Below are 22,194 nucleotides of genomic sequence, written 5' to 3'. Positions count from 1 at the left end.
ATGCTTGCGCCGCTCGTCGATTCCATCGTGACAAACCGCCGCCGCCGCGCCCGTCGGCATCGCCGCGTTCTTGGCCTTCTCCTCACGCTGGTCGCCGCGACCTTCGTGCTGACCCTGCTGCTCGGCCAGTCCTTCACCCCGCCGCAGGACATTCTTCGCATGCTGATGGGCGAGGACATGCCGGGCGTCGCCTTCACGGTCGGCCAGCTCCGGCTGCCGCGCGCCATCCTCGCCGTCCTTGCCGGCCTCAGCTTCGGCCTCGGCGGCGTCGCCTTCCAGATCATGCTGCGCAATCCGCTGGCCAGTCCCGACATCATCGGCATCAGCTGGGGCGCGAGCGCGGCGGCGGTGTTTGCGATCGTCGTGCTCGGCCTTAAGGGGCCGATCGTGTCGATCCTGGCCGTTTCCGCCGGGCTCGGCGTGGCGCTCCTGGTCTATGCCCTTTCCTTCCGCAACGGCGTCGCCGGCACGCGGCTCATCCTTGTCGGCATCGGCGTTTCGGCCATGCTGGAAAGCGTCATCGCCTACATCCTTTCCACCGCCCCCGCCTGGACCCTGCAGGAGGCCCTGCGCTGGCTGACGGGCAGCGTCAACGGCGCGCAGCTCGGCCAGGCGCTGCCGCTCCTCATGGCGCTCGCCGTCTTCGGCGGGCTTTTGCTCTCCCGCGCCCGCGATCTCGAAGCCCTGCGGCTCGGCGACGACACGGCCGCCGCGCTTGGCGTCCGTGTCGGCCGCACCCGCGTGCTGATCATCATCGCCGCCGTCGGCATGATCGCAAGCGCCACCGCCATTTCAGGGCCGATCGCCTTCGTCGCCTTCCTCTCCGGGCCGATCGCCGCGCGCATCGTCGGCAACAACGGTTCGCTGCTCCTCCCCGCCGCACTCACCGGCGCAGCGCTGGTGCTGGTCGGCGATTATTGCGGCCAGTTCCTGCTGCCGAGCCGCTATCCCGTCGGCGTCGTCACCGGCGCGCTCGGCGCGCCCTACCTGATTTTCCTGATCGTGCGCGTCAACCGGTCCGGAGGTTCCCTATGAAGCCGCACACCCTCATCGCCAACGGCCTTTCGGCCGGCTACGGCGAAACCCTCATTCTCGACGGGCTGGACCTTATCGTGCCGCCGGGCAGGATCACCGTGATCGTCGGTGCGAACGCCTGCGGCAAGTCCACGCTGCTGCGCACCCTGTCGCGCCTGCTGCCGGCGAAAAAGGGCCAAGTGATGCTCGACGGCAAGTCGATCCACCGCATCCCCTCGCGCGACCTCGCGCGCACGCTCGGCCTGCTGCCGCAATCGCCGATCGCGCCGGAGGGCATCACCGTCGCCGATCTCGTCAGCCGCGGACGGCACCCGCACCAGGGCGTCTTCTCCCGCTGGACGCGCGAGGACGACGAGGCGGTGGCCGCCGCGCTTGCGGCGACGAAGACCGACGACCTTGCCGAACGGCCGATCGACGAGCTTTCCGGCGGACAGCGCCAGCGCGTCTGGATCGCTATGGCGCTCGCCCAGCAGACGGATCTGCTGCTGCTCGACGAACCGACCACCTTCCTCGACATCAGCCACCAGATCGAGGTGCTGGACCTCTTGACCGACCTCAACCAGACGCGTGGCACGACCATCGTCATGGTGTTGCACGACCTCAACCTCGCCGCCCGCTACGCCGACTATCTCGTCGCGATGGCGAAGGGCCGGCTGCATGTCGCCGGCCCGCCGGAGACCGTGCTGACGGAAGACCATGTGCGCCGGGTCTTCGGCCTCGAAAGCCGCATCATCATCGATCCGACCTCGGGCCGGCCGGCCATGCTGCCGATCGGCCGCCATCGCATGACCGCCTCCGCCACCAAGGAGCCAGTATGAACGCCCTTCCGGAATTCAAGCTCAACGGCATCGCGCTGCCCAAGGACGCGTCGAAACTGCTCGACGAGGTCTGCGAGCATTTCATCGAGCACGCCGACGTGCAACGCACGGAAAACACCGCAACGCTGACAAGCGAGATCGGCATCGCCCATATGCGCCTTGATGACGGCCGGCTCCTCATCGACCTCGCCTGCCCGAACGACGAGGCGCTCCAGATGAGCCGTACGGTCATCGCCGAGCACCTCTTCTATTTCGCAGGCGAAGACCCGCTGGAGCTCACCTGGTCCGAACCGGCCAGGCGCACGCGGCTCGCCAACCTCCATGAGGTGACCGTCGTCTCGGCTTTCGATGTGACGCCGCATATGCGGCGCGTCGTCTTCGCCTGCGCGGACGTCAAGCCCTTCATCGGTGGTGACATGCATGTGCGCCTGCTCGTTCCGCCGAAAGGCCGGACGCCAGTCTGGCCAGGATTGCGTGACGATGGCCGCATCGCCTGGCCGGAGGGCGAGGACGCACTTCTCGTCCGTGTTTACACGATCCGCGCCGTCGATGCCGAACGCGGCGAACTCTGGGTCGATTTTCTCCAGCATCCCCAATCCGGCGTTCCGACGCCCGGCGCTGATTTCGCCCGCGACGCGCAGCCGGGAGACAGGCTCGCCCTGCTCGGCCCCGGCGGCGGCGACCTGCCGCAGGCCGAAACCATCTTCCTTTCCGGCGACGAAAGCGCCCTGCCCGCTATCGCCCGCATTGCCGCGGAGGTGCCGGCAGGCACCCGCATGCAGGCGATCATCGAGGTGGAGGATGCAGCGGAAGAGCAGCCGCTCGCGACCGCCGGAAAGCTCGAGATACACTGGCTGCATCGCGCGACTTATGCCGCCGGCGCCAAGAACGTCCTCGCGCAGACGGCGATAGCGGCACTCGCTGCCGTGGATAGCGAAACCTTCGTCTGGGTCGCCTGCGAACGGGAGGACGTGCGGCTCATCCGCGCCTTTCTCAAGGGCCGCGGGCACGACCGCAAGCGCACCTACGCCGCGTGGTACTGGGAGCGCGACGATGCCTGACGGCGCAGACGCCTCGCCACGCGAACTGCTTGCGTGGTCGCGGCGCTGCCGTAGTATATTTGCCCCATGGTGCTTCCTTCCCCTCGGCGAAAAAATCGCACCATCAAAGCTGGGACCAAACATGCGCAGGCCGCCCTTAACAGGGGGGATTCTCGGGCGGGGTTGCAAGGGATGACGGCCGCGGTTTCCAAACCTTCGAACATTGCAAAGCGTCCAGTAGCTCTTATCTTCTATTGCGGAGGTCAACGGAGAACCGGGCGATGAAGAAACTCGTCATCAATGTCGTATCGGACGATGCGATCGAAATCATGGTGCCGAAGAAAAGCAAGGATCGCCTCCGATGCTCGGTCGTCTGTCTCTGTTGTGAGCGGGCGGACCAACCGATGGACGATGACGGCTGCGGCATCTGTGATGCGTGCCTCGGTGTACCCGTTCGCGCGACAGATGATCTGGACGGTCTTGAAATCGCGACCCCTTCTCCCCATCTGTCGCTCACTGCCCGTAATCGATGACTGCCTGCAGCGATGGTGCTCTCTCGCGCGTTCGCAGTCGTCCGGGTCGGAAGGGCGCTCCCCGAAAGGGTCGAGCGCCCTTCGTCATTTCGGAAAGGCGCCGGCAACAGCGCGCGTTCGTCTCGGCGTTCGAACGGCAGGCCGCCCCTCGCGGAAATGGCTGTCGCACGTCTGACAAAGCTCAGGAACCGGCAGGCCCCGGAGTTGGAACGCCGGAGAACCATCCTCGCCGAGATGCGGCTCGCATCATCTCAGCAGCCCTTGACCGCCGTCAACGAACACCGGCGAGCCGGTAATGTGCGATGCATCGGTGCTGAGAAGGAAACGAATGACCTTGGCGACGTCGGTTGCCCGACCGGGCTCGCCATCGGTCAAGGGAATGCTGCCCTGCGGCCAGATGACCGGCACCTCCGCCGCCTCGCGGTTGCGGATCTCGCTGCTGGCGACGATATTCGTGTCGATTGCTCCCGGGCAGACGGCATTCACGCGAATGCGGTACTTTCCGAGTTCGAGGGCGAGCTGCTTCGCCATGGCGACCTGGGCCGCCTTGGAGGCGCTATAGGCGGTCGCGCCGGGATTTGTGAACGTGCGCACCCCGTTGATGGACGAGACGATGACGATCGCCCCGCCTCCAGCGCTCTTCAGGAGCGGAACAGCATTGTGAAGCGTAAGGTAGGTGCCACGGAGGTTGATGCGGATCGCCTCGTCCCATTCGGAAGGCTTCAGGTCTTCGATGGGCGCCCATACGCCGTTTATGCCGGCATTCGCCACAACCGCATCCAGACGGCCGAAGTGCTCCGTCACCTGCCGAACCATCGTGCGAACATCCTCTTCGCATGAGACGTCGCCGGTAACGGCGATTGCTTGCGCATCGGCCGGAAGTGCCCGGCATGTGTCGGACACAGCCTTCTCGTCGCGGTCGAAGAGGACAAGCCTGTAGCCTGCCGCCGCAAGGAGCTCCGCCGTGGCCTGGCCTATTCCAGAGCCGGCCCCGGTTATCATCGCTACGGGAAGAGCCATCGTCATCCCCGTATGTCGGAGGGAAAGCGTGTGTTCCCTTCACGTCCCGCGCTGGCGTCCCGTTCGGCATTCCCCTGCCGCGCGGGCTCGGTTCCCAAAGCCGGCAGCCGCACCGTGATTTCCTTGACACGTATGATCGCGACATCCTGCAAACCATCGCCGCAATAAACGTACGTTTTGATCAGCATGACGACCTCCTGTTCGAACCAGCGGAATGGCGGGAGAGGCGCGAAGTTCCTGTACGGTTTCGCACGCAGGTCTGCAGGGGCGCTCTCCGCGGAACTTTTCGCGGCATGCTTTGTTGGCCCTTCGCAAAACAGGGAGCGAACCATGGCCAAGAGCACCGCATCGAAATCCGCAGCGTCGAAATCCCAGAAGTCCATGCCAGCGGCCGCGCAGATCCACGACCAAAAGCTGGTGCGCGGCAATGGCGGCGAACTGCACCAGCTTGCCGAAGGCGAAACGCCTGTCCTGACCACCGCGCAGGGCGGCCCCGTCACCGACGACCAGAATTCGCTGCGCGTCGGTGCCCGCGGCCCGCTGCTGGTGGACGATTTCCATTTCCGCGAAAAGATCTTCCATTTCGATCACGAGCGCATTCCCGAACGGGTCGTCCACGCGCGCGGCTATGGTGCGCACGGCTTCTTCGAGACCTACGAGTCGCTCGCCGCCTATACGAAAGCGGACCTTTTCCAGCGCCCCGGCGAAAAGACGCCGGCCTTCGTGCGGTTTTCCACCGTCGCCGGCAACAAGGGCTCGTTCGATCTCGCTCGCGACGTACGCGGCTTCGCCGTGAAGCTCTACACGCAGGAGGGCAACTGGGACCTCGTCGGCAACAATATCCCGGTCTTCTTCATCCAGGACGCCATCAAGTTTCCCGACATGGTGCATGCGGTGAAGCAGGAGCCGGACCGGGCCTTTCCCCAGGCCCAGAGCGCGCACGACAATTTCTGGGACTTCATCAGCCTGACGCCCGAGAGCATGCACATGATCATGTGGGTCATGTCCGACCGCGCCATCCCGCGCTCCTTCCGCTTCATGGAGGGCTTTGGCGTGCACACCTTCCGCCTCGTCAACGCGAAGGGTGAATCCACCTTCGTGAAATTCCACTGGAAACCCAAGCTCGGCCTGCAATCCGTCGCCTGGAACGAGGCGGTCAAGATCAACGGCGCCGATCCCGACTATCACCGCCGCGACCTGTGGACCGCGATCCAGGCCGGCAACTTCCCCGAATGGGAACTCTGTCTCCAGCTTTTCGATCAGGATTTCGCCGACAGTTTCGACTTCGACATCCTCGATCCCACCAAGATCATTCCCGAGGAGGTGCTGCCGCCAAAGCCGGTCGGCCGCCTCGTCCTCGATCGCATGCCGGAGAATTTCTTCGCCGAGACGGAACAGGTCGCCTTCATGACCCAGAATGTGCCGCCTGGCATCGATTTCTCGAACGATCCGCTATTGCAGGGCCGGAATTTCTCCTATCTCGATACGCAACTCAAGCGCCTGGGCAGCCCGAACTTCACGCATATCCCGATCAACGCTCCGAAATGTCCCTTCCACCACTTCCAGCAGGACGGGCACATGGCCATGCGCAACCCCGTCGGCCGGGCAAATTACCAACCGAACTCCTGGGGCGAAGGGCCCCGTGAATCGCCAGCCAGCGGTTTCCCGCACTTTCGCGCCGAGGAACAGGGCGAGAAGGCAAGGCTGCGCCCCGAAAGCTTCGCCGACCATTACAGCCAGGCACGCCAGTTCTATATCAGCCAGACGCCGCCCGAGCAGCGACACATCGCGGCCGCGCTGACCTTCGAACTCAGCAAGGTCGAAACGCCGGTCATCCGCGAGAGGGTCGTTTCGCATCTGAGGAACATCGACGAGACGCTGGCAAATACCGTCGCCGCCAAACTCGGCTTCCAGTCGATGCCAAAGCCGGCGGCCGCCGCCCTGCCGACCCGGCAGGATCTCGATCCCTCGCCGGCGCTGAGCATCGTGGAGCGCGGTCCCAGGCGCTTCGAGGGACGCAAGCTCGGCATTCTCATTACCGACGGCGTCGATATCGACCTGCTGACCGGTCTTCAGGACGCCATTCTGGCCGAAAAGGCGGAAGTCGCTCTGATCGCGCCAAAAATCGGCGGCGTCACCGCATCCGATGGGTCGTGGGTACCGGCGCATTTCATGATCGACGGCGGCCCCTCCGTCCTCTTCGACGCGGTTGCCCTGCTGCCGGCGAAGGAAGCCACTGACGACCTCCTGCAGGAGGCGACGGCGCGCGACTTCGTCGCCGATGCCTTTCAGCACTGCAAGTTCATCGGTTATGTCGCCGATGCCCTCCCGCTCATGCAGATGGCGGGGATCGCCGACAAGCTCGATGAGGGCGTGATCGAGCTTCCCGGCGAAGGGGGCCTTTCGGCCTTCGTCACGGAACTGGGCAAGCTGCGCCTATGGACGCGCGAGCCTTCCGTCAAGCTCGGCAAGGCTTCCGTTCCGTCCGCATAGCGGACGATGCGCTTTGCCGTATCTGCAAGGAACAAAGGCCCGGGCGGCTTGTTCAATCCCTGAGCAATCGCGCTCGCCATTTCGGCACGAACCCAGACAACCAGGAGAGACCAATGGCCACGAAGACAATGGAAGACCTTTTCGTCGACGGCATCAAGGACATCTACTACGCCGAACGCAAGATCATCGCCGGCCTCAAGAAGATGATCCGGGGAGCCGAGGCGCAGGAGTTGAAGGCCGCCTTCGACAAGCATCTGCAGGAAACCGAGGGCCAGGTCGAACGGCTTGTCCAGGTGTTCGACCTTCTCGGCAAGCCGGCACGGGGCAAGACGTGTCCTGCGATCGACGGCATCCTCGAGGAAGGCCAGGAGATTCTCGAGGAGTTCAAGAATTCGCCCGCGCTCGACGCCGGCCTTCTCGCGGCAGCCCAAGCCGTCGAGCACTATGAGATCGCCCGCTACGGCACCCTGAAGTCCTGGGCCATGCAGCTCGGCAAGAACGATATCGCCAAGCTGCTCGACCAGACGCTCGCCGAGGAAACCAAGACCGATCAGGCCCTGACGCAGCTCGCGGAGGCGAAGGTCAACCGCGAGAGCAAGACCAAGGCCGCTTGACCCGGCATGGGCGGAGAGACGAGATCTCCGCCCACCCCTGCAGCGCGACAGGCGGCTGCAGGCATCTACGGGAGTGGAGAATGACCGGAGAGTGGCGACATATCTGCGTGGACATGCAGCGCATGTTTGCCGAGGACACGCCTTGGAAAGTGTCCTGGATGGAGCGGATTTCGCCGCAGGTCCTTGAGGTCGCGGGCCGGCATACCGAGCGCACGATCTTCTCCCGCTTCCTGCCGCCGACGCGTCCTGCCGATGCAGCCGGCATGTGGCGCGTCTACTACGAGAAGTGGTGGATGATGACGGCTGAGCATCTGCCGGCGGAGATGTATGGCCTGCTCCCGGAACTCGCAGCATTCACGCCCCCCGCGATCGTCTTCGACAAGCGGACCTATTCCCCCTGGATCGACGGTCGGCTGAACGCCTATCTGAAGGGCCTTGAGGTCGACACACTGGTGATTACCGGTGGCGAAACCGATGTCTGCGTCCTCGCCACCGCGCTGGGTGCCATCGATCTCGGATATCGCGCAATCATCCTGACCGATGCCGTCTGCAGCGGCACGGACGAAACCTATGACGCATCGCTGAAGCTGCTCGAACGCAGATTTACCACCCAGATGGACGCAATGCCGACCGAGGCGTTTCTGTCATCGGTTTCCGGCTAGGGTCTGGATTTTGCCATTCAAATGTCGAGGCGCTTAATCTGGAACAACAGTCAAATTTCCGATGACGCGCCCGGGATCGGGCAAACCGGCCAGCGTTGCAAAGAAGGCAATCATCAAATAAGATGAATTTAATTCTCAACTTTGCGGGCGACAACCCGCCTCAATCGGTCCCGTGGTCTGCCGACTGGCATGAGCGAATCCCGTCATTCCCCGCTGCTTCACACTTTTCTTGCCGTCCAGGAACGCATGCGGGCGATCATCTACCGCCGGGTCGGCTGCCGCGCGACGACGGCGGATCTGACGCAGGACGCATTCCTGAAGCTCTGGGAACGCCGAAGCCTGCTGACGGGCGTGGCGGATCTCGCCGGCTATCTCGTCACCACCGGGCGCAACCTTGCCGCCGACCATGAACGGCGACGGCGGATCGCTCCTTTTCTGCACGGCATCGAGGGCCTTGAGCGCATCGCCGATCCCGCGCCTTCGGCGGAAGACGTCGTCATGGGGCGCGACGATCTGCGGCGGCTGCAGGCGGCGATCGACAGCCTGCCGCCGAAGTGCCGGCAGGTGTTCCTGCTGTCGCGGCTGGAGGGGCTGACCTATGCCGAAATCGGCGCACGCCTCGGCATCTCGCCGAAAACCGTGTTCAGCCACATGGTGACGGCCCTGGAACGCCTGAAAGCGGAAATGGCGCGGACCTGACCCAGATTTTCACCGTGCCCCGCCGTCCACAAGAGTGACGGAGCGCATATCCGGCCGCAGCGAGTAAAGCATGGAAAAGGAATCCCGAACCGGCGAGACGAGCGAAAGCGAAGCAGCCATTTCCACGGCAGCCGCGGAATGGTTTGCGCGCCTTCTCGACGCGCCGAGCGCGGCCGACCACCAGCGGTTCCGCGCCTGGCTGCTGGCGGACGAACGGCATGGGCACGCCTATTGCGAACTCGAGCGCCTGTGGACCGGGGCCGGCCTTGCCGGCGAGCCTGGCTCCACCACCGGTGTTTCCCGGCGAACCGTCCTGAAGGGGGCCGGCCTTGCCCTGATTGCCGCCGGCACCGGCTTGACTGCGCTGAGGCTTACCCGCCCCTTCGGCGACCACGCGACCGGCACCGGTGAAACGGCCACGGTGAAACTTGCCGACGGCACGCGCGTCGAACTTTCCCCGCGCACGACCTTTTCCATCGACTTCAGCGAGACGGCCCGGCGTGTGCGGTTGCAGGAGGGCGAGATCTTCGTCGACGTCGCGGCCGACGCAGCGCGCCCCTTCACGATCGAGGCCGGCGACCTCAGGGCGACGGCACTCGGCACCGAATATTCCGTCGCCATAGCGCCGGAAGAAACGTCCGTGCTGGTGACGAAACACGCAGTCGAAGTATCCGCCGGCGGACGGAGCCTCATCCTGGATGAGGGCCAAAGCCTTTCCTACAGCGAAGGCCGGCTTTCCGAGCCGGGTGATGCCGACACGCAGGCCCGGCTCGCCTGGCGTCGCGGGCAGCTCGTCTTCCTCTCCACCCCCTTCAGCAAGGTGGTCGAGGATATCGGGCGCTGGCGGCAGGGCAAGATCGTTGTGATGGACAGGCAGCTCGCGCGCCAGCCCGTCACGCTCATCGTCGACGTGAAACGATCGGACCGGATCCTCGAAACCATGGAACTCGGCCTGCCGATCCGCGTCGTCCCGCTCTCGCCCTGGCTTACCCTCATCTACCGCCGATAAAAATTTCCAGAACTACTCAGGTTTTTCGGAACATCGCTCGTCGAATCCTTCGAGACCGTTTCGACGGCAGGATTTCAGAGTATCCAGGGGGTTCATGGTGCGCGCAGCTTATCGGAAGAGATCGGGACAGGGCAGGATGGCCATCGCCATGCCTTTGATGCTGGCGGCGAGCACGGCGGGCATGGCGCTCCTTGCGCCGCTCCAGCCGGCAGCGGCGCAGGCGGCCAGCCAGTCCTACAGCTTCTCCATCGCCGCGCAGCCGCTTCCTGCCGCCCTGGTGCGCTTTTCCGCAACGACCGGCATCGACATCGTCTTCAACGGCACGGTGCCTGCCGGCATCCGCTCGCCGGGCGTCAGCGGCACGCTCCCGGCCGATGAGGCGCTGGCGAAGCTGCTTGGCGGCAGCGGCCTGACCTGGCGTTTCCGGACCGACAGGACCGTCATGCTGATCGACCCGTCCGAGACCGGCAGCGTCGGCGGTACGGAAGGTTCCACCGCCCTTTCGCCCATCGTGGTAACGGGCGAGGGCGGCGGCACCAACGGCATCGTCGCCAAGGGCAGCCGCATCGCCACCAAGAGCGACACGCCGATCCTCGAAGTGCCGCAGACCGTGAACGTCGTGACGCGCAAGGAGATGGACGCGCGCGGCGCGGGCGATTTCAACGCGGCCGTCGCCTACACGCCGGGCCTGCGCGTCATCGACTATCCGGGCGGCCAGGGCATGCCCGACCTCTATCTGCGCGGTTTCCGCGCCATCGGCCAATATGCCAACTATCGCGACGGCATCCGCAATGGCTTCAATTCCTACGACAACGACATCGAGATGTTCGGGCTGGAACGGCTCGACGTTCTCAAGGGACCGTCCTCGGTGCTCTTCGGCCAGTCGACGCCCGGCGGCCTCGTGAACGCCACTTCCAAGCGCCCGACCGAGGCGCCCTACCGCGAGGTACAGGTGGAATATGGCAGCTACGGACGCCGGCAGGTGACCGCCGATTTCGGCGGTCCGGTTTCAGAGGACGACGCTTTCCTCTATCGCCTCACCGCGCTTCTCCGCGACAGCGGCACCCAGATCGACCATTCGCCGGACGACGCGCTCTACATCGCGCCCGCCTTCACCTGGAAGCCCGACGAGGGCACGTCGCTCACCCTGCTTGCCAACTACCACAAGGTCCACAAGGGCGGCGGCGAGCAGAGCCTGCCGATGGACAACACCATCTTCGACAAGGGCGTGCGCATCCCGTCCAGCCTTTATCTCGGCATTCCCGGCGTGACGGAATGGAACACGCAGAACACCTCCGTCGGCTACGAATTCAAGCACGAATTCGACAACGGCTGGACCTTCAACCAGAATGTTCGCTACAGCCACGCAAAGGTCGACTATACGGCCGGCTGGATCTGGGACTGGCCGACGACGCTCTTCGACGGGCATTATGCGCGCATCGGCGCACAGCAGCGGCCGAAGACCACGAACAGCTTCCTCGTCGACAACAATATCGGCGGCACCGTCGAGCTTGGTGCAAGCGAACACAATCTGCTCTTCGGCCTCGACTACGGCCGCTACGACAGCCACGAGCGCCGCGCGAATTCGACCAATTTCATCACGATCGACATCTTCGACCCGGTCTACGATCCCTCGGGCCTGACCTTCGGCGTACCCTGGTCGGACGAGAACCTCATCCAGACCCAGGTCGGCCTCTATGCGCAGGACCAGGTCAGGATCGACAACTGGGTGCTCTCTTTCGCCGGCCGCTACGACTGGGTCAAGACCGATGTGGACGACCTTGCCAGCGCCATCAGCACATCGGAGCGCAATCACGCCTTCACGGGCAGGGCCGGCATCGGCTATCTCTTCGACAACGGCCTCGCCCCCTATCTCAGCTATTCCACCTCCTTCCAGCCGGAGGCCGGCACGGACTTTTCCGGCCGCGCCTTCGAGCCGACGACGGGCGAACAGTGGGAGGCGGGCATCAAGTATCAGCCGCTCGGCTGGAACGGCCTGATCACGGCCTCGCTCTTCCAGATCACCCAGCAGAACGTCACCACGAATGACCCGCTCCATCCCGGCTTCCTGGTGCAGGAGGGTGAGGTGCGCTCGCGCGGCTTCGAGATCGAGGCGAAGGCGGACCTGACGGACGCGCTGGCGCTGACGGCCGCCTATTCATACACGGACACGCGCATAACGAAGGACAATGCGGATGCGACCGGCATCAGCAAGGCCGGCACCCGCATGGCGGCGGTTCCCTATCATCAGGCCTCGCTGTGGCTCGACTATGCCTTCCAGCAGGAAGCGCTGTCGGGCCTGACGGTCGGCGGCGGCGTACGCTTCGTCGGAAGTTCGATGGCGGTGATGGACGGAGGCACGGGCGCGCAGGTCAAGGTTGCGGGCTATACGCTGCTCGACGCGGCGGTCAGCTATGATTTCGGCGCGCGGAACCCGGATTTCGACGGGCTGAAGTTCACCGTCTCGGGCAGCAACCTGACAGACGAGAAATACTTCACGCCCGGTTTCTATTCCGACACCGTCCTGTTTGGAAACCGCCGAGCCGTCAAGGCGAACCTGAGCTATACGTGGTAGACTTCCCCGTGGAGGGCCGGATGTTCTAGGGCGCGATTTCAACCGTTTCCTGTAACCGCACGAGTTCGAAATCGCTGATGAGAACGTCGAGCCTCACGCGCCATTGCCCGGCCAGGGGAATCACGACGTCCACGGCCCGCCAGGTCCCGTCGGCTTGTAGGACGGCTCGCCTGCGCATCGGCTCGATGCCCGCTTCCGGGTTCGAGAAGACGAACGTGACATCCTTCGGGGTCAGGGGCGTGAAGTCCGGCGACAAGATGACGGCGGATACCTGGACCGGACCGGAGCGCCCGGGAGTGAGCGTGATTTCGGCCATCGCCTTGTCCGAATGGATGTGGGTCGAGACCGGTTGCGCCGCCACGAGCGCCAGTGCGCGCGGTGGCGGCGTGAACCGCCACGCCGCAGCGACGGCAAAAATCGCAAGGACGATCATGGTCTCGACAATGATCGCGCGCCCGAGCCGCCGCGCTGCGCCGCGATCCCCACGCACGGCAGACCTGGTGAAAACCCAGCGGTTGAGAGCCACGAGCGCAAACAGGACGGCAAGCAGCGCCAGCTTGACCAGCAGCACGTTGCCGTAGGCCGTTGAAAAAAGCGCGCCGAATTGCTGAACCTGAACGACCGCAAGCAGCAGGCCGGCCACGGTCAGGACGGCAACGCAGACGGGGATCAGGCGTGAAAATCGGCCGAGCGCCTGCCGGCCCGCATCACCGCCCCGCCGCAGGGCGTAGGCCAGCGGCAGAAGGGCGCCGATCCAGACCTCTATCGTGATCGCATGCACAAGGACGGCAGGTTGCATCAGCCACTGCGGCGCGGCCGAACTTGCATGGCCACTCAACGCCAAGGCGCCGCTTCCGACGACGAGAGACACCAGGGATGCCGCCCGGCCCGCAAATCCCGCCCTCGAAGGGGCAACGAATGCCAGACAGAATGCCGCCAGAAGCGCCATGACGGTCAAGCCGAAACGCGTGGCGAGGCCGGCTTGCCATACCGCTCTATCCGCGAGAGCAGACAGGGGAGCGCCGAGTGCGTCCAGCCCCTGAAAACCCAGGGAGAGGATGGTCGCCACCGCACCGAGCAGCGTTGCCGCCCTTATGACGCGCAGGCCATCGGCCCCGCCCGGGATCAGCCAGCGGACGGCAAAGAGGCCGCCAATCCCGAAGAAAAGACCGGCATAGCTCACGACCCGCGCAACCCACAGCGCGATCCTGACCGGCCAGTCGACCGACCCTTCCGCGACGGGCGGCACGTTGCCTGGCGCACCGATCGAAAAGACCGTGGAACCCGCAACCGGATGCCCGTCCTCGGAGACGACGCGCCAGACAAGGACATGGGTACCGGCCCCGAGGTCATCCGGCGGCGCGATTTCAAGCACGCGGTCTCGAAGGACGAATGTCCCGAGCGTCCTTGCCTGGCCATCCGGCAGGATGAGCCTCAGCACGAGCGGCGAAACCGGCTCGCTGAAGGACAGCGACAAGGATTTCGGGGGTGTTTCGACGACCGCCCCATCCGCCGGCACCGCCCCCGTCAGCGCGGCATGCGCCATCGCCGCCACGATGAGGCAGCACCAGAGGATGCCGGTTAGAAATACCCGGATACAGGATCGGCCAAGATGTTCCCGCACGAACGATCTCCGAAGGACAGATGCGACCGGCACCCCGATGGCGCCGGCCTTCACGGGGTCAGGATGTCTTCCGCTTTTCACCGAACCGCGGAAACACCACCCTGACCTTTTTGCTTCTCCGCAATTGCGAGCGCAAAACCGCTTCGCGCCGTTGCGACATGCTTTAGTGGCCGCCTGCGGCCTCCAGCAACTTCACACCGGGCGCGGGAAGCTCGAGATCGTCGGCCGACTGGCCCTCGGCCGGAATCTCGATCCAGCGCTCGGCCATGCCATCCGGGCACTCCTGCACCACGGGGAAGTGGAGCGTTTCGCCCGCTTTCAGGTCCTTCGTCAGATAGACCCGCAGGACGAACTCGTCATATTCGTCATCGCCAAGGCTGCCGCCGCTCCACACGATCTCCTTCACGCCTTCACTGGTCGGCGTGCCGTGGTAGTCGTAGGATTTCGCATAGGCGCCCTTGATCTTTTCGAGCGTCCAGCCGGCCTTCGGCTGCGGCTTGACCGCGATGACGCCTTCCGGGATCTGCACGCGGACCACATTCGTCGGCTTGCCTTCGCAACCATGCGGCACCTGGAAGATCGCGCGGTAGGTCGAGCCGACCGGCGCCTCCTTCAGTTGCAGCGAAACATGGGCGAAGGCGGTTCCGGAACCGATTGCGAGGGCGGCAACGGTTGCAAGCATTCTTTTCAGCATAGTCAGTCTCCATGAGGCCGGTCATCCCTGCCGGCAAGATTTGAAGGAAGAAGGAGGCGCGCGACGTCACCTGCCCTGCCCGTCAATGGGCCCAAGGCAGATTGATCATCATGGCCGCGGAACGGTCGCTGCCTGGCGATCAGGCGCTCGTGGGGGGACCGCGCGGATGTCCGGGGAGCGCGTCATACACCGACGGGACAGTGTCGCCATAGCCATCGAGGATCCGCTGCGATGGCTGGGCAAGCGGATTGAACAGGATAGGGACGGCGTGGTGCGTCGGCACGAAGGCTGCGGCCGAGCCGCAGGCAAGCACGCAGCAATCGGGAGCGAGCGAACGCTCCTTGCCCGGCGCGGACGCCGGTTCCTGCTCCTCGATATGCGTGATGCAGAGCGGGTTGCCGAAGGCATCGACCGGCGACGTGGCGGCGCTGGCTGCAACGGCGAACGGGCTGAGGAGCACCTGCAACGCCATCAGGATGGCGACGGCGAAGGCCACCATTCCAATCCGGCTTTGTTGCAGACGCTTGTTCATCGAAACCTCTCCCGCAAGGCTTACCAATCGTGCCTCGCGATGAAAAGGCTCCTTACCTGCCGAATTGCCGCAGAGCTTGCGCTGCAACAATCAGAACTGCGAAACCCTTCCACCATGCGTTCCTTGTTCAGCCGCAAGCGGCCCGGTCAGCTCGACATGAAACGGTTGAGCCGGACTTCGTCGAGCAACGACCGGGTCATGCCTCCGAAAGCCCATTCCCTGAGCCGGCTGTGCCCGAAGGCGCCCGAAACGACGAGATCGGCATCGTAGCGGTCGACGAGCGCGATCAGGCTGTCGCTCTCGTGGTAGCTCTCCATGGTTTCATTGCGCGCGGCCACGCCATGGCGGGCGAGAAACGCAGTAACGTCGGCCATGCTCTCGCGAGCCCATTGATCGATGGTGGGCGCCACCGTGACCACGATGACATCGTCGGCCGCCTGGAGCAGCGGCACGGCATCGAGGACCGCCCGCCGCGCTTCCTTCGTGTCCTTCCAGGCGACCACGATCTTCCTGCCGAGCCTGTGTTCCGCCTCCGTCCCGACAATCAGCAGGGGACGCCCCGCCTGCAGGACGACGCTCCCCGGATCGGACCGGCGCGCCGTATCCCGCGTCGCGGCGCCATCGGCCGCCTGCATGACGACGAGATCGGCCGCTCTCGATGCCTGAACAAGGGCGTAGGTCGGTCTTTCCAGGGCTTCGCGCCATTCGGTCTCGACGGCGCCGGCAACCAGGGTCTCGAATTCCTTGCGCAGTTCCTTGAACCGGCGCTCGTCGTCGTCGCGCATCTGCTGCCAGACTTCCGCGGCGAGCGTCGCGCCCTCCGGCCCGGTGACCGGCAGATACACGTCGGCCGCGCAAAATCCGATCAGCCTGGCGTTCCATCGCTGCGCCAGCGCACGCGCCGCCTTCACGACCGGACCGATCGGCCCGTCGACATCCAGATTCACGAGAATGGACTTGTAGCTCATCGGACTGCTCCTCCGTCCTGTTTTCTATCTGGGTAAAGGATAGTGCACATGCAAAACGTCACCTTGACGCCGATCAAGTGCAGCAAACCCGCCGGGCACCGATCCTCATGTCACGCTCCGATAGTGGCGACGAGGATCGCCTTGATCGTGTGCATGCGGTTTTCCGCCTGGTCGAACACGATCGATGCGGCGGATTCGAAGACCTCGTCGGTGACCTCCATGCAATCGATGCCGTAGCTTCGGGCGATGTCCTGCCCGACCTCCGTCTCCGCATTGTGGAAGGCCGGCAGGCAATGCATGAACTTTGTATGCGGCGTTCTCGTCGCGGCCAACAGCGCGCGGGTCACGCGATAGGGCGTCAGGAGCTCTATCCTTTCCCGCCAGGCGCTCTCGTTCTCGCCCATGGAAAGCCAGACGTCGGTATAGACGAAATCAGCCCCGAGCACGGCGGCATGGACATCCTCATCCAGCCGGAAGCTGCCGCCGTTCGCTTCTGCCATGGACCGGACGCGATCGCAGAACGCATCGTCCGGCCAGAGCGCGCGGGGCGAAGCGATGCGCATGTCCATGCCGACCTTCGCCGCGCCGATCGCGAGCGACGTCGCCACATTGTCCCGCCCCGCGCCGACGAAGACGAGCGTCGTGTCCGACAGGTGCTTGTGGGTGAATTCGCGCATCGTCATGAAGTCGGCGAGAACCTGGGTCGGATGCGCCTCGTCGGTCAGCCCGTTATAGACCGGCACGCCGGCATAGGCGGCCAGCACATCCGCCTGATGCTGGCTGAAGCCCCTGAACTCGATGGCGTCGTACATGCGTCCGAGTACGCGCGCCGTGTCCTTCATGGTTTCCTTGTGGCCGATATGGCTGCCGGACGGGCCGATATAGGTGACGTGCGCGCCCTGATCGTAGGCCGCGACCTCGAAGCCGGAGCGGGTGCGGGTGGATTCCTTTTCGAAGATCAGGGCGATGTTCTTGCGGGCAAGACGCGGCACCTCCGTGCCGGCCTGCTTCGCCGCCTTGAGCTCGGCGGCAAGACGCAGCAGGTAGCGGATCTCCGCGCCGGAAAAATCGTCCAGCGTCAGCACACTGCAGCCATGCAGATTGACGGGCATGTTGGTTTCTCCTCTGTCAGATCGGATCGCGCGCGATGGGGCAGGTCATGCAGTGGCCCCCGCCGCGGCCCTGGCGGCCATGTTCTGCGTCAGGCACGGCACCGCCTCCCGGCATTCGAAAATGTGGAAAGACTGCACCCGGTCCCTCCGCATCACCTTGACCCGCATCAAAGCCCGGTTGCGGCAGCGGGTGCACAATGGCCGATATCGGAAATCGATCTCGAACCTTGCGAAGGAGAATGCGATGATAGCACTTGTCTACGAGGAACCGGAACGAGCGGGCGGTTCATCCGTGCGGCCGGCCGCCGACCTCTGGAGCTGCGATCTGGTGACCCGCACCGGGTTCGTGCTCCACATTCGCCCGGTCCGCCCCGAGGACGAGGCGCTTCTGGCCGCGTTCTTCGCCCATGTGGCGCCCGCAGACCTACGCTTCCGTTTCCTCGGCGGCGTGCGCGAGATGAGCCATGAACGTCTCCTCGCGCGGCGTGCGCGAGATGAGCCATGAACGTCTCCTCGCCATGACGCAGGTCGATCATCGCGCGACCGAGCACTTCCTTGCCTTTGCCGATGACGGCAAGGCGATTGTCGCGACGGCGATGGTTGCCTGCGATCCGTCGATGACGAAGGCGGAGGTGGCGATCTCCGTTCGCGCCGAGGACAAGCACAAGGGCATCGCCTGGGAAATGCTGCGCCATGCGGCCCGCTACGCGCAGTCTCGCGGCGTCGAGACCCTGGAATCGCTCGAAAGCCGCGAAAACCACGAGGCCATTGAACTCGAACGGGAGCAGGGTTTCGTCGCGATCCCCTATCCCGACGACGCGACCCTCGTCCTGATCCGCAAGGACCTCCGCTCCGCCTGAACCCGGCCTGCCGGGCTCACAACACGAATTCCTGATCGAGCCGCGGCACGACGCTCGCCCATCCAAGCTCCCGCGCGATGCGGATGCGCAACGCTTCGGAGGCTTCGGCCTCGCCGTGCACGATGAAGACCTTGCGCGGCGGGCGCGGGCAGGCGGAGAGCCAGCGCATCAGTTCGTCGGCATCGGCATGGGCCGAGAGCATGTCGAGATGCGCCACCTCCGCATTGACCGGCACCCAGGAGCCATGGATCTTCAGCTCCCTCGCGCCTTCCTGGAGCGAGCGGCCTCGCGTGCCGGCCGCCTGGAAGCCGGCAAGCAGGATCGTATTGCGGGCATCGGGCGCGAACGCCTTGAGATGATGCAGGACGCGCCCGCCCGTCGCCATGCCCGAAGCCGAAATGACGATCTTGGGAAACCGGTTGGCGCTGATCGCCTTCGAAGCCTCGACGTCGTCGGTGTAGCGCGCGATGGAGAACACGGCCTTGCAGGTTTCCATATCGAGACGGTGATCCTGCATGTGCCGGCCCAGAAGCCCCGTCGCGTCGATGGCCATCGGACTGTCGAGGAACAGCGGAACGGCCGGAAGACGGCCCGCCCGCTTCAGCTTCCAGAAATAGTAGAGCAGTTCCTGCGCCCTGCCGACGGCGAAGGCCGGGACGACGAGCGTGCCGCCGCGCCTGACCGTCCGGTCGATGACCGCTTGCAGGGCATCGGCCGGGTCGGTCCTGTCGTGGATGCGATTGCCGTAGGTGGATTCGATGAGGATATAGTCGGCCTCCGGCGGCGGAGCCGGGTCCGGCATGAGCGGATCGCTGTAGCGCCCGATATCGCCGGAAAAGACGATCCGGCGGCCGCCCCATTCGAGGTCCACGCTCGCTGCGCCCAGAATGTGCCCGGCGGGACGGAAGCGGAAGGTCGCGCCGTTGGCAAGCCGCACCGCCTGTCCGAACTCCACGGTCGAGAAGTGCTCGACGGCCCGTTGCGCGTCCCGCACGCCATAGAGCGGAAGGGCCGGCTGGTGGCGCGACAACTTGTGCCGGTTGAGGAAGTCCGCATCCTTTTCCTGCAGGTGGCCGCTGTCCATGAGGATCAGTTCGGCGACGTCGCGGGTGGCCGGCGTTGCATAGACCTTGCCGCGATAGCCCGCATGCACCAGACGCGGCAGGTATCCGCTATGATCGAGATGCGCATGGGTGAGGATCACCGCATCGATGGCGTGCGGGGAGACCGGCAGGGGCGTCCAGTTGAGGTCACGCAGGTTCTTCAGGCCCTGGAAGAGACCGCAATCGACCAGGATGCGATGCTCGCCGAGGGAAAGCAGATGCTTCGAACCGGTGACGGTTCCGGCGCCGCCGAGCGATTTCAGTGACAGCATGATCCCCTCCCCTCACGGACCGCTTTGCCCACGGCACGGCTACTGCCGCGGATAGGGCCATTTCCAGTCCCGGATTTCCGGCATGTCCTCGCCATGCTCGCGCACATAGGCGTGGTGCTCGGCAAGCTTCCCCTTCAGCGCGGCAACGATATCCGCCGCCTTTTCACCCAGAGCCGGCAGGCGCTCGACGGCCTCGATGGCGAGATGATAGCGGTCGAGCTCGTTCATCACGGCCATGTCGAAGGGCGTGGTGGTCGTGCCCTCCTCGATGAAGCCCCTGACATGCACGTTCGTGTGGTTCGTGCGTTTGTAGACAAGCCGATGGATGAGGTAGGGATAGCCGTGATAGGCGAAGATCACCGGCCGGTCGCGGGTAAAGATCCGGTCGAAAGCCGCGTCCGAAATGCCGTGCGGATGGTGCTGCGGCGATTGCAGCACCATCAGGTCGACGACATTGACGACGCGGATGCGCAGGTGCGGCAGCGCCCGGCGCAGGAGATCGACGGCGGCGAGCGTTTCCATGGTCGGCACGTCGCCGGCGCAGGCCATCACGATGTCCGGGCCAAGCCCCTCTTCCGTGCCCGCCCAGTCCCAGATGCCGAGCCCGGCCTCGCAATGGCGCACCGCCTCATCCATGGCCAGCCATTGCGGCGCCGGCTGCTTGCCGGCGACGATGACGTTGATGCGGTTCCAGGTCTTCAGGCAATGATCGCCGACCCAAAGCAGCGTGTTGGCGTCCGGCGGCAGGTAGACGCGCACGATATCCGCGCCCTTGTTGGCGACGAGGTCGACGAAGCCGGGATCCTGGTGCGAGAAGCCGTTGTGGTCCTGCCGCCAGACATGGGAGGTCAGCAGGTAGTTGAGCGAGGAGACCGGCTTGCGCCAGGACAGCTCGCGCGCGACCTTCAGCCACTTGGCATGCTGGTTGAACATCGAATCGACGATGTGGATGAAGGCTTCGTAACAGGAGAAGAAGCCGTGGCGGCCGGTGAGGAGATAGCCTTCCAGCCAGCCCTGGCAAAGATGCTCGCTCAAGACTTCCATGACGCGGCCGTCCGGCGAAAGATGATCGTCCGTCGGCAGCGTCTCGGCCATCCATGCGCGATCCGTCGCCTCGAAGACGCTGCCGAGCCGGTTCGAGGCCGTCTCGTCCGGGCCGAAGACGCGGAAATTGCTTTCCGCCGCGTTCAGCCGGATCACGTCGCGCAGATAGTCGCCGAGAACCTTCGTCGCCTGCGCGTCGATAGCCCCGGGATTGTCGACGGCGACCGCATAGTCACGAATGTCCGGCGTGCGCAACGCCTTGCGCAGGACGCCGCCATTGGCGTGCGGGCTGGCACCCATGCGGCGTTCCCCTGTCGGCGCGAGCGCCCGCAGGTCCGGCTTGAGGCGGCCGGCCGCGTCGAAGAGATCTTCCGGATCGTAACTGCGCATCCAGGCTTCGAGGATGTCGCGATGGGCGGCGTTCGAGCGGCATTCGGAAACGGGTACCTGGTGCGAGCGCCAATGGTTCTCGACCACCTTGCCGTCCACCTCCTTCGGCCCCGTCCAGCCCTTGGGGCTGCGCAGCACGATCATCGGCCAGTGCGGCCTTCGGGCGGGTTCGCCCTTCGCTGCGGCGCGGATGGCCGCGATGCGGTCGAAGGCCGTGTCGAGCGCCGCCGCCATGTCCCGGTGCATGGCCTGCGGCTCGTGGCCCTCCACGAAGATCGGATCGTAGCCATAGCCGGTGAAGAGATGGGCAAGCTCTTCGTCCGGCAGGCGTGCCAGCACGGTCGGGTTGGCGATCTTGTAGCCGTTGAGATGCAGGATCGGCAGCACCGTGCCGTCGCTGACGGGGCTCAGGAACTTGTTGGAATGCCAGGCGGCGGCGAGCGGGCCGGTCTCGGCCTCGCCGTCCCCCACCACGCAGGCGACGACGAGGTCGGGATTGTCGAAGGCCGCGCCATAGGCATGCACCAGCGCATAACCGAGCTCGCCGCCCTCGTGGATCGAGCCGGGCGTCTCGGGCGCCGCATGGCTCGGAATGCCGCCGGGGAAGGAGAACTGCCGGAAGAGTTTCTTCAGCCCTGCCTCGTCCTCGCCCACCTCCGGATAGATTTCCGAATAGGTGCCTTCCAGATAGGTGTTGGCCACCATGCCAGGCCCGCCGTGGCCGGGGCCGCAGATGTAGAGGATGTCGGCATCGCGGGCCTTGATGATCCGGTTGAGGTGGGCGTAGATGAAATTCAGACCCGGCGTGGTGCCCCAGTGGCCGAGAAGGCGCGGCTTCACATGCTCCGCCTTGAGCGGCTCGCGGAGCAGCGGATTGTCCATCAGGTAGATCTGGCCGACGGAAAGATAGTTGGCCGCCCGCCAGTAACGGTCAATCAGCGCGAGGTCCCCGGTGTCAGGATCGTTCGCCATGCCCTCTCTCCTTGTCGCCTGTTCGAAGGCTTCAACGCCCATACCCTCCGGTTTGCTCCGGCAACGGCACGGTCCTATTGCGGCAACGTCCCGCCGACGGCCATATGGCCACGGGCGGCTTCCGT

Annotated in this window: 21 protein-coding genes; 12 read left to right on the top strand and 9 right to left on the bottom strand. The window is 64.9% G+C overall.

All coding sequences use genetic code 11. From position 1 onward, the window contains the following. The 4 genes from EV665_RS17295 (at position 1) to EV665_RS17280 (ending at position 3,426) form a co-directional block, all read left to right on the top strand. Positions 1–1,035, top strand: coding sequence for a FecCD family ABC transporter permease (locus EV665_RS17295; protein WP_133035061.1), 1,035 nt, complete (start codon positions 1–3; stop codon positions 1,033–1,035). Continuing rightward, positions 1,032–1,853, top strand: coding sequence for an ABC transporter ATP-binding protein (locus tag EV665_RS17290; RefSeq protein WP_133035060.1), 822 nt, complete (start codon positions 1,032–1,034; stop codon positions 1,851–1,853). Before EV665_RS17295 ends, EV665_RS17290 begins: the two co-directional genes overlap by 4 nt. Then, on the top strand, positions 1,850–2,914 hold the full coding sequence (locus EV665_RS17285; RefSeq protein ID WP_133035059.1) for a DUF2218 domain-containing protein: 1,065 nt from the start codon (positions 1,850–1,852) through the stop codon (positions 2,912–2,914). Before EV665_RS17290 ends, EV665_RS17285 begins: the two co-directional genes overlap by 4 nt. A 260-nt stretch (positions 2,915–3,174) precedes the next feature. Beyond that, entirely contained in the window at positions 3,175–3,426 is a 252-nt protein-coding gene (locus EV665_RS17280; RefSeq protein WP_162853087.1) for a hypothetical protein, read from the top strand. Positions 3,427–3,672: 246 nt separating this feature from the next. Here EV665_RS17280 and EV665_RS17275 read toward each other — a convergent pair whose 3' ends face one another. Further along, positions 3,673–4,452, bottom strand: a complete 780-nt coding sequence (locus EV665_RS17275) for an SDR family oxidoreductase (RefSeq protein WP_162853093.1) — start codon at positions 4,450–4,452, stop codon at positions 3,673–3,675. Then, positions 4,449–4,634: a hypothetical protein gene (locus EV665_RS17270; RefSeq protein WP_133035057.1), complete on the bottom strand. Its 186-nt coding sequence runs from the start codon at positions 4,632–4,634 to the stop codon at positions 4,449–4,451. Before EV665_RS17270 ends, EV665_RS17275 begins: the two co-directional genes overlap by 4 nt. Before the next feature lie 193 nt (positions 4,635–4,827). Between EV665_RS17270 and katE the strand changes: the two genes are divergently transcribed. The 6 genes from katE to EV665_RS17240 all read left to right on the top strand — a co-directional run bounded on the left by katE (position 4,828) and on the right by EV665_RS17240 (position 12,498). Beyond that, positions 4,828–6,939 carry a catalase gene (gene katE, locus EV665_RS17265; protein ID WP_245507751.1) on the top strand — a complete coding sequence of 704 codons (2,112 nt, stop codon included), beginning with the start codon at positions 4,828–4,830 and terminating at the stop codon, positions 6,937–6,939. Between the two features lie 113 nt (positions 6,940–7,052). Further along, on the top strand, positions 7,053–7,553 hold the full coding sequence (locus tag EV665_RS17260; protein ID WP_064334190.1) for a YciE/YciF ferroxidase family protein: 501 nt from the start codon (positions 7,053–7,055) through the stop codon (positions 7,551–7,553). 80 nt (positions 7,554–7,633) lie between these two features. After that, complete coding sequence (locus EV665_RS17255; RefSeq protein WP_133035055.1) at positions 7,634–8,215, top strand: cysteine hydrolase family protein; 582 nt, start codon at positions 7,634–7,636, stop codon at positions 8,213–8,215. A 189-nt stretch (positions 8,216–8,404) separates the two neighbouring features. Next, positions 8,405–8,914 (top strand): RNA polymerase sigma factor, encoded by a 510-nt coding sequence (locus tag EV665_RS17250; protein WP_133035054.1) that lies wholly within the window; start codon positions 8,405–8,407, stop codon positions 8,912–8,914. 70 nt (positions 8,915–8,984) lie between these two features. Next, positions 8,985–9,923: a FecR family protein gene (locus EV665_RS17245; RefSeq protein WP_133035053.1), complete on the top strand. Its 939-nt coding sequence runs from the start codon at positions 8,985–8,987 to the stop codon at positions 9,921–9,923. A 136-nt stretch (positions 9,924–10,059) separates the two neighbouring features. Continuing rightward, complete coding sequence (locus EV665_RS17240; RefSeq protein WP_133035052.1) at positions 10,060–12,498, top strand: TonB-dependent siderophore receptor; 2,439 nt, start codon at positions 10,060–10,062, stop codon at positions 12,496–12,498. Between the two features lie 25 nt (positions 12,499–12,523). Here the strand turns inward: EV665_RS17240 and EV665_RS17235 are convergent, their stop codons facing one another. The 5 genes from EV665_RS17235 to argF all read right to left on the bottom strand — a co-directional run bounded on the left by EV665_RS17235 (position 12,524) and on the right by argF (position 17,428). Next, a complete protein-coding gene (locus tag EV665_RS17235) occupies positions 12,524–14,122 on the bottom strand; it encodes a copper resistance CopC/CopD family protein (RefSeq protein ID WP_245507748.1) in 1,599 nt (532 codons plus the stop codon). Positions 14,123–14,285: 163 nt separating this feature from the next. Continuing rightward, complete coding sequence (locus EV665_RS17230; protein WP_133035051.1) at positions 14,286–14,816, bottom strand: YcnI family copper-binding membrane protein; 531 nt, start codon at positions 14,814–14,816, stop codon at positions 14,286–14,288. Between the two features lie 139 nt (positions 14,817–14,955). Further along, positions 14,956–15,348 carry a hypothetical protein gene (locus tag EV665_RS17225; RefSeq protein WP_133035050.1) on the bottom strand — a complete coding sequence of 131 codons (393 nt, stop codon included), beginning with the start codon at positions 15,346–15,348 and terminating at the stop codon, positions 14,956–14,958. Positions 15,349–15,494: 146 nt separating this feature from the next. After that, the gene (locus tag EV665_RS17220; protein WP_133035049.1) at positions 15,495–16,316 is read right to left on the bottom strand and encodes a universal stress protein; all 822 of its coding nucleotides are present in this window, start codon (positions 16,314–16,316) and stop codon (positions 15,495–15,497) included. Positions 16,317–16,426: 110 nt separating this feature from the next. Continuing rightward, complete coding sequence (argF, locus tag EV665_RS17215; RefSeq protein WP_133035048.1) at positions 16,427–17,428, bottom strand: ornithine carbamoyltransferase; 1,002 nt, start codon at positions 17,426–17,428, stop codon at positions 16,427–16,429. A gap of 244 nt (positions 17,429–17,672) precedes the next feature. On the opposite strand from argF, the gene EV665_RS32860 reads away from it, so the two are divergent. Together EV665_RS32860 and EV665_RS32855 are read left to right on the top strand one after the other, a co-directional pair. After that, positions 17,673–17,933, top strand: a complete 261-nt coding sequence (locus EV665_RS32860) for a hypothetical protein (RefSeq protein ID WP_245507747.1) — start codon at positions 17,673–17,675, stop codon at positions 17,931–17,933. Further along, positions 17,893–18,288, top strand: coding sequence for a GNAT family N-acetyltransferase (locus EV665_RS32855; RefSeq protein WP_245507746.1), 396 nt, complete (start codon positions 17,893–17,895; stop codon positions 18,286–18,288). The genes EV665_RS32860 and EV665_RS32855 overlap by 41 nt, the downstream gene beginning before the upstream one ends. Before the next feature lie 16 nt (positions 18,289–18,304). Here EV665_RS32855 and EV665_RS17205 read toward each other — a convergent pair whose 3' ends face one another. Further along, positions 18,305–19,663 (bottom strand): MBL fold metallo-hydrolase RNA specificity domain-containing protein, encoded by a 1,359-nt coding sequence (locus EV665_RS17205; RefSeq protein WP_133035047.1) that lies wholly within the window; start codon positions 19,661–19,663, stop codon positions 18,305–18,307. Between the two features lie 39 nt (positions 19,664–19,702). Then, positions 19,703–22,069, bottom strand: coding sequence for a phosphoketolase family protein (locus EV665_RS17200; RefSeq protein WP_133035046.1), 2,367 nt, complete (start codon positions 22,067–22,069; stop codon positions 19,703–19,705). Between the last annotated feature and the right edge of the window lie 125 nt (positions 22,070–22,194).

Origin of the sequence: Shinella granuli, from assembly GCF_004341885.1 — a bacterium.
Taxonomy (GTDB): domain Bacteria; phylum Pseudomonadota; class Alphaproteobacteria; order Rhizobiales; family Rhizobiaceae; genus Shinella; species Shinella granuli.
This window is presented reverse-complemented; position numbering and strand designations above follow the sequence as displayed.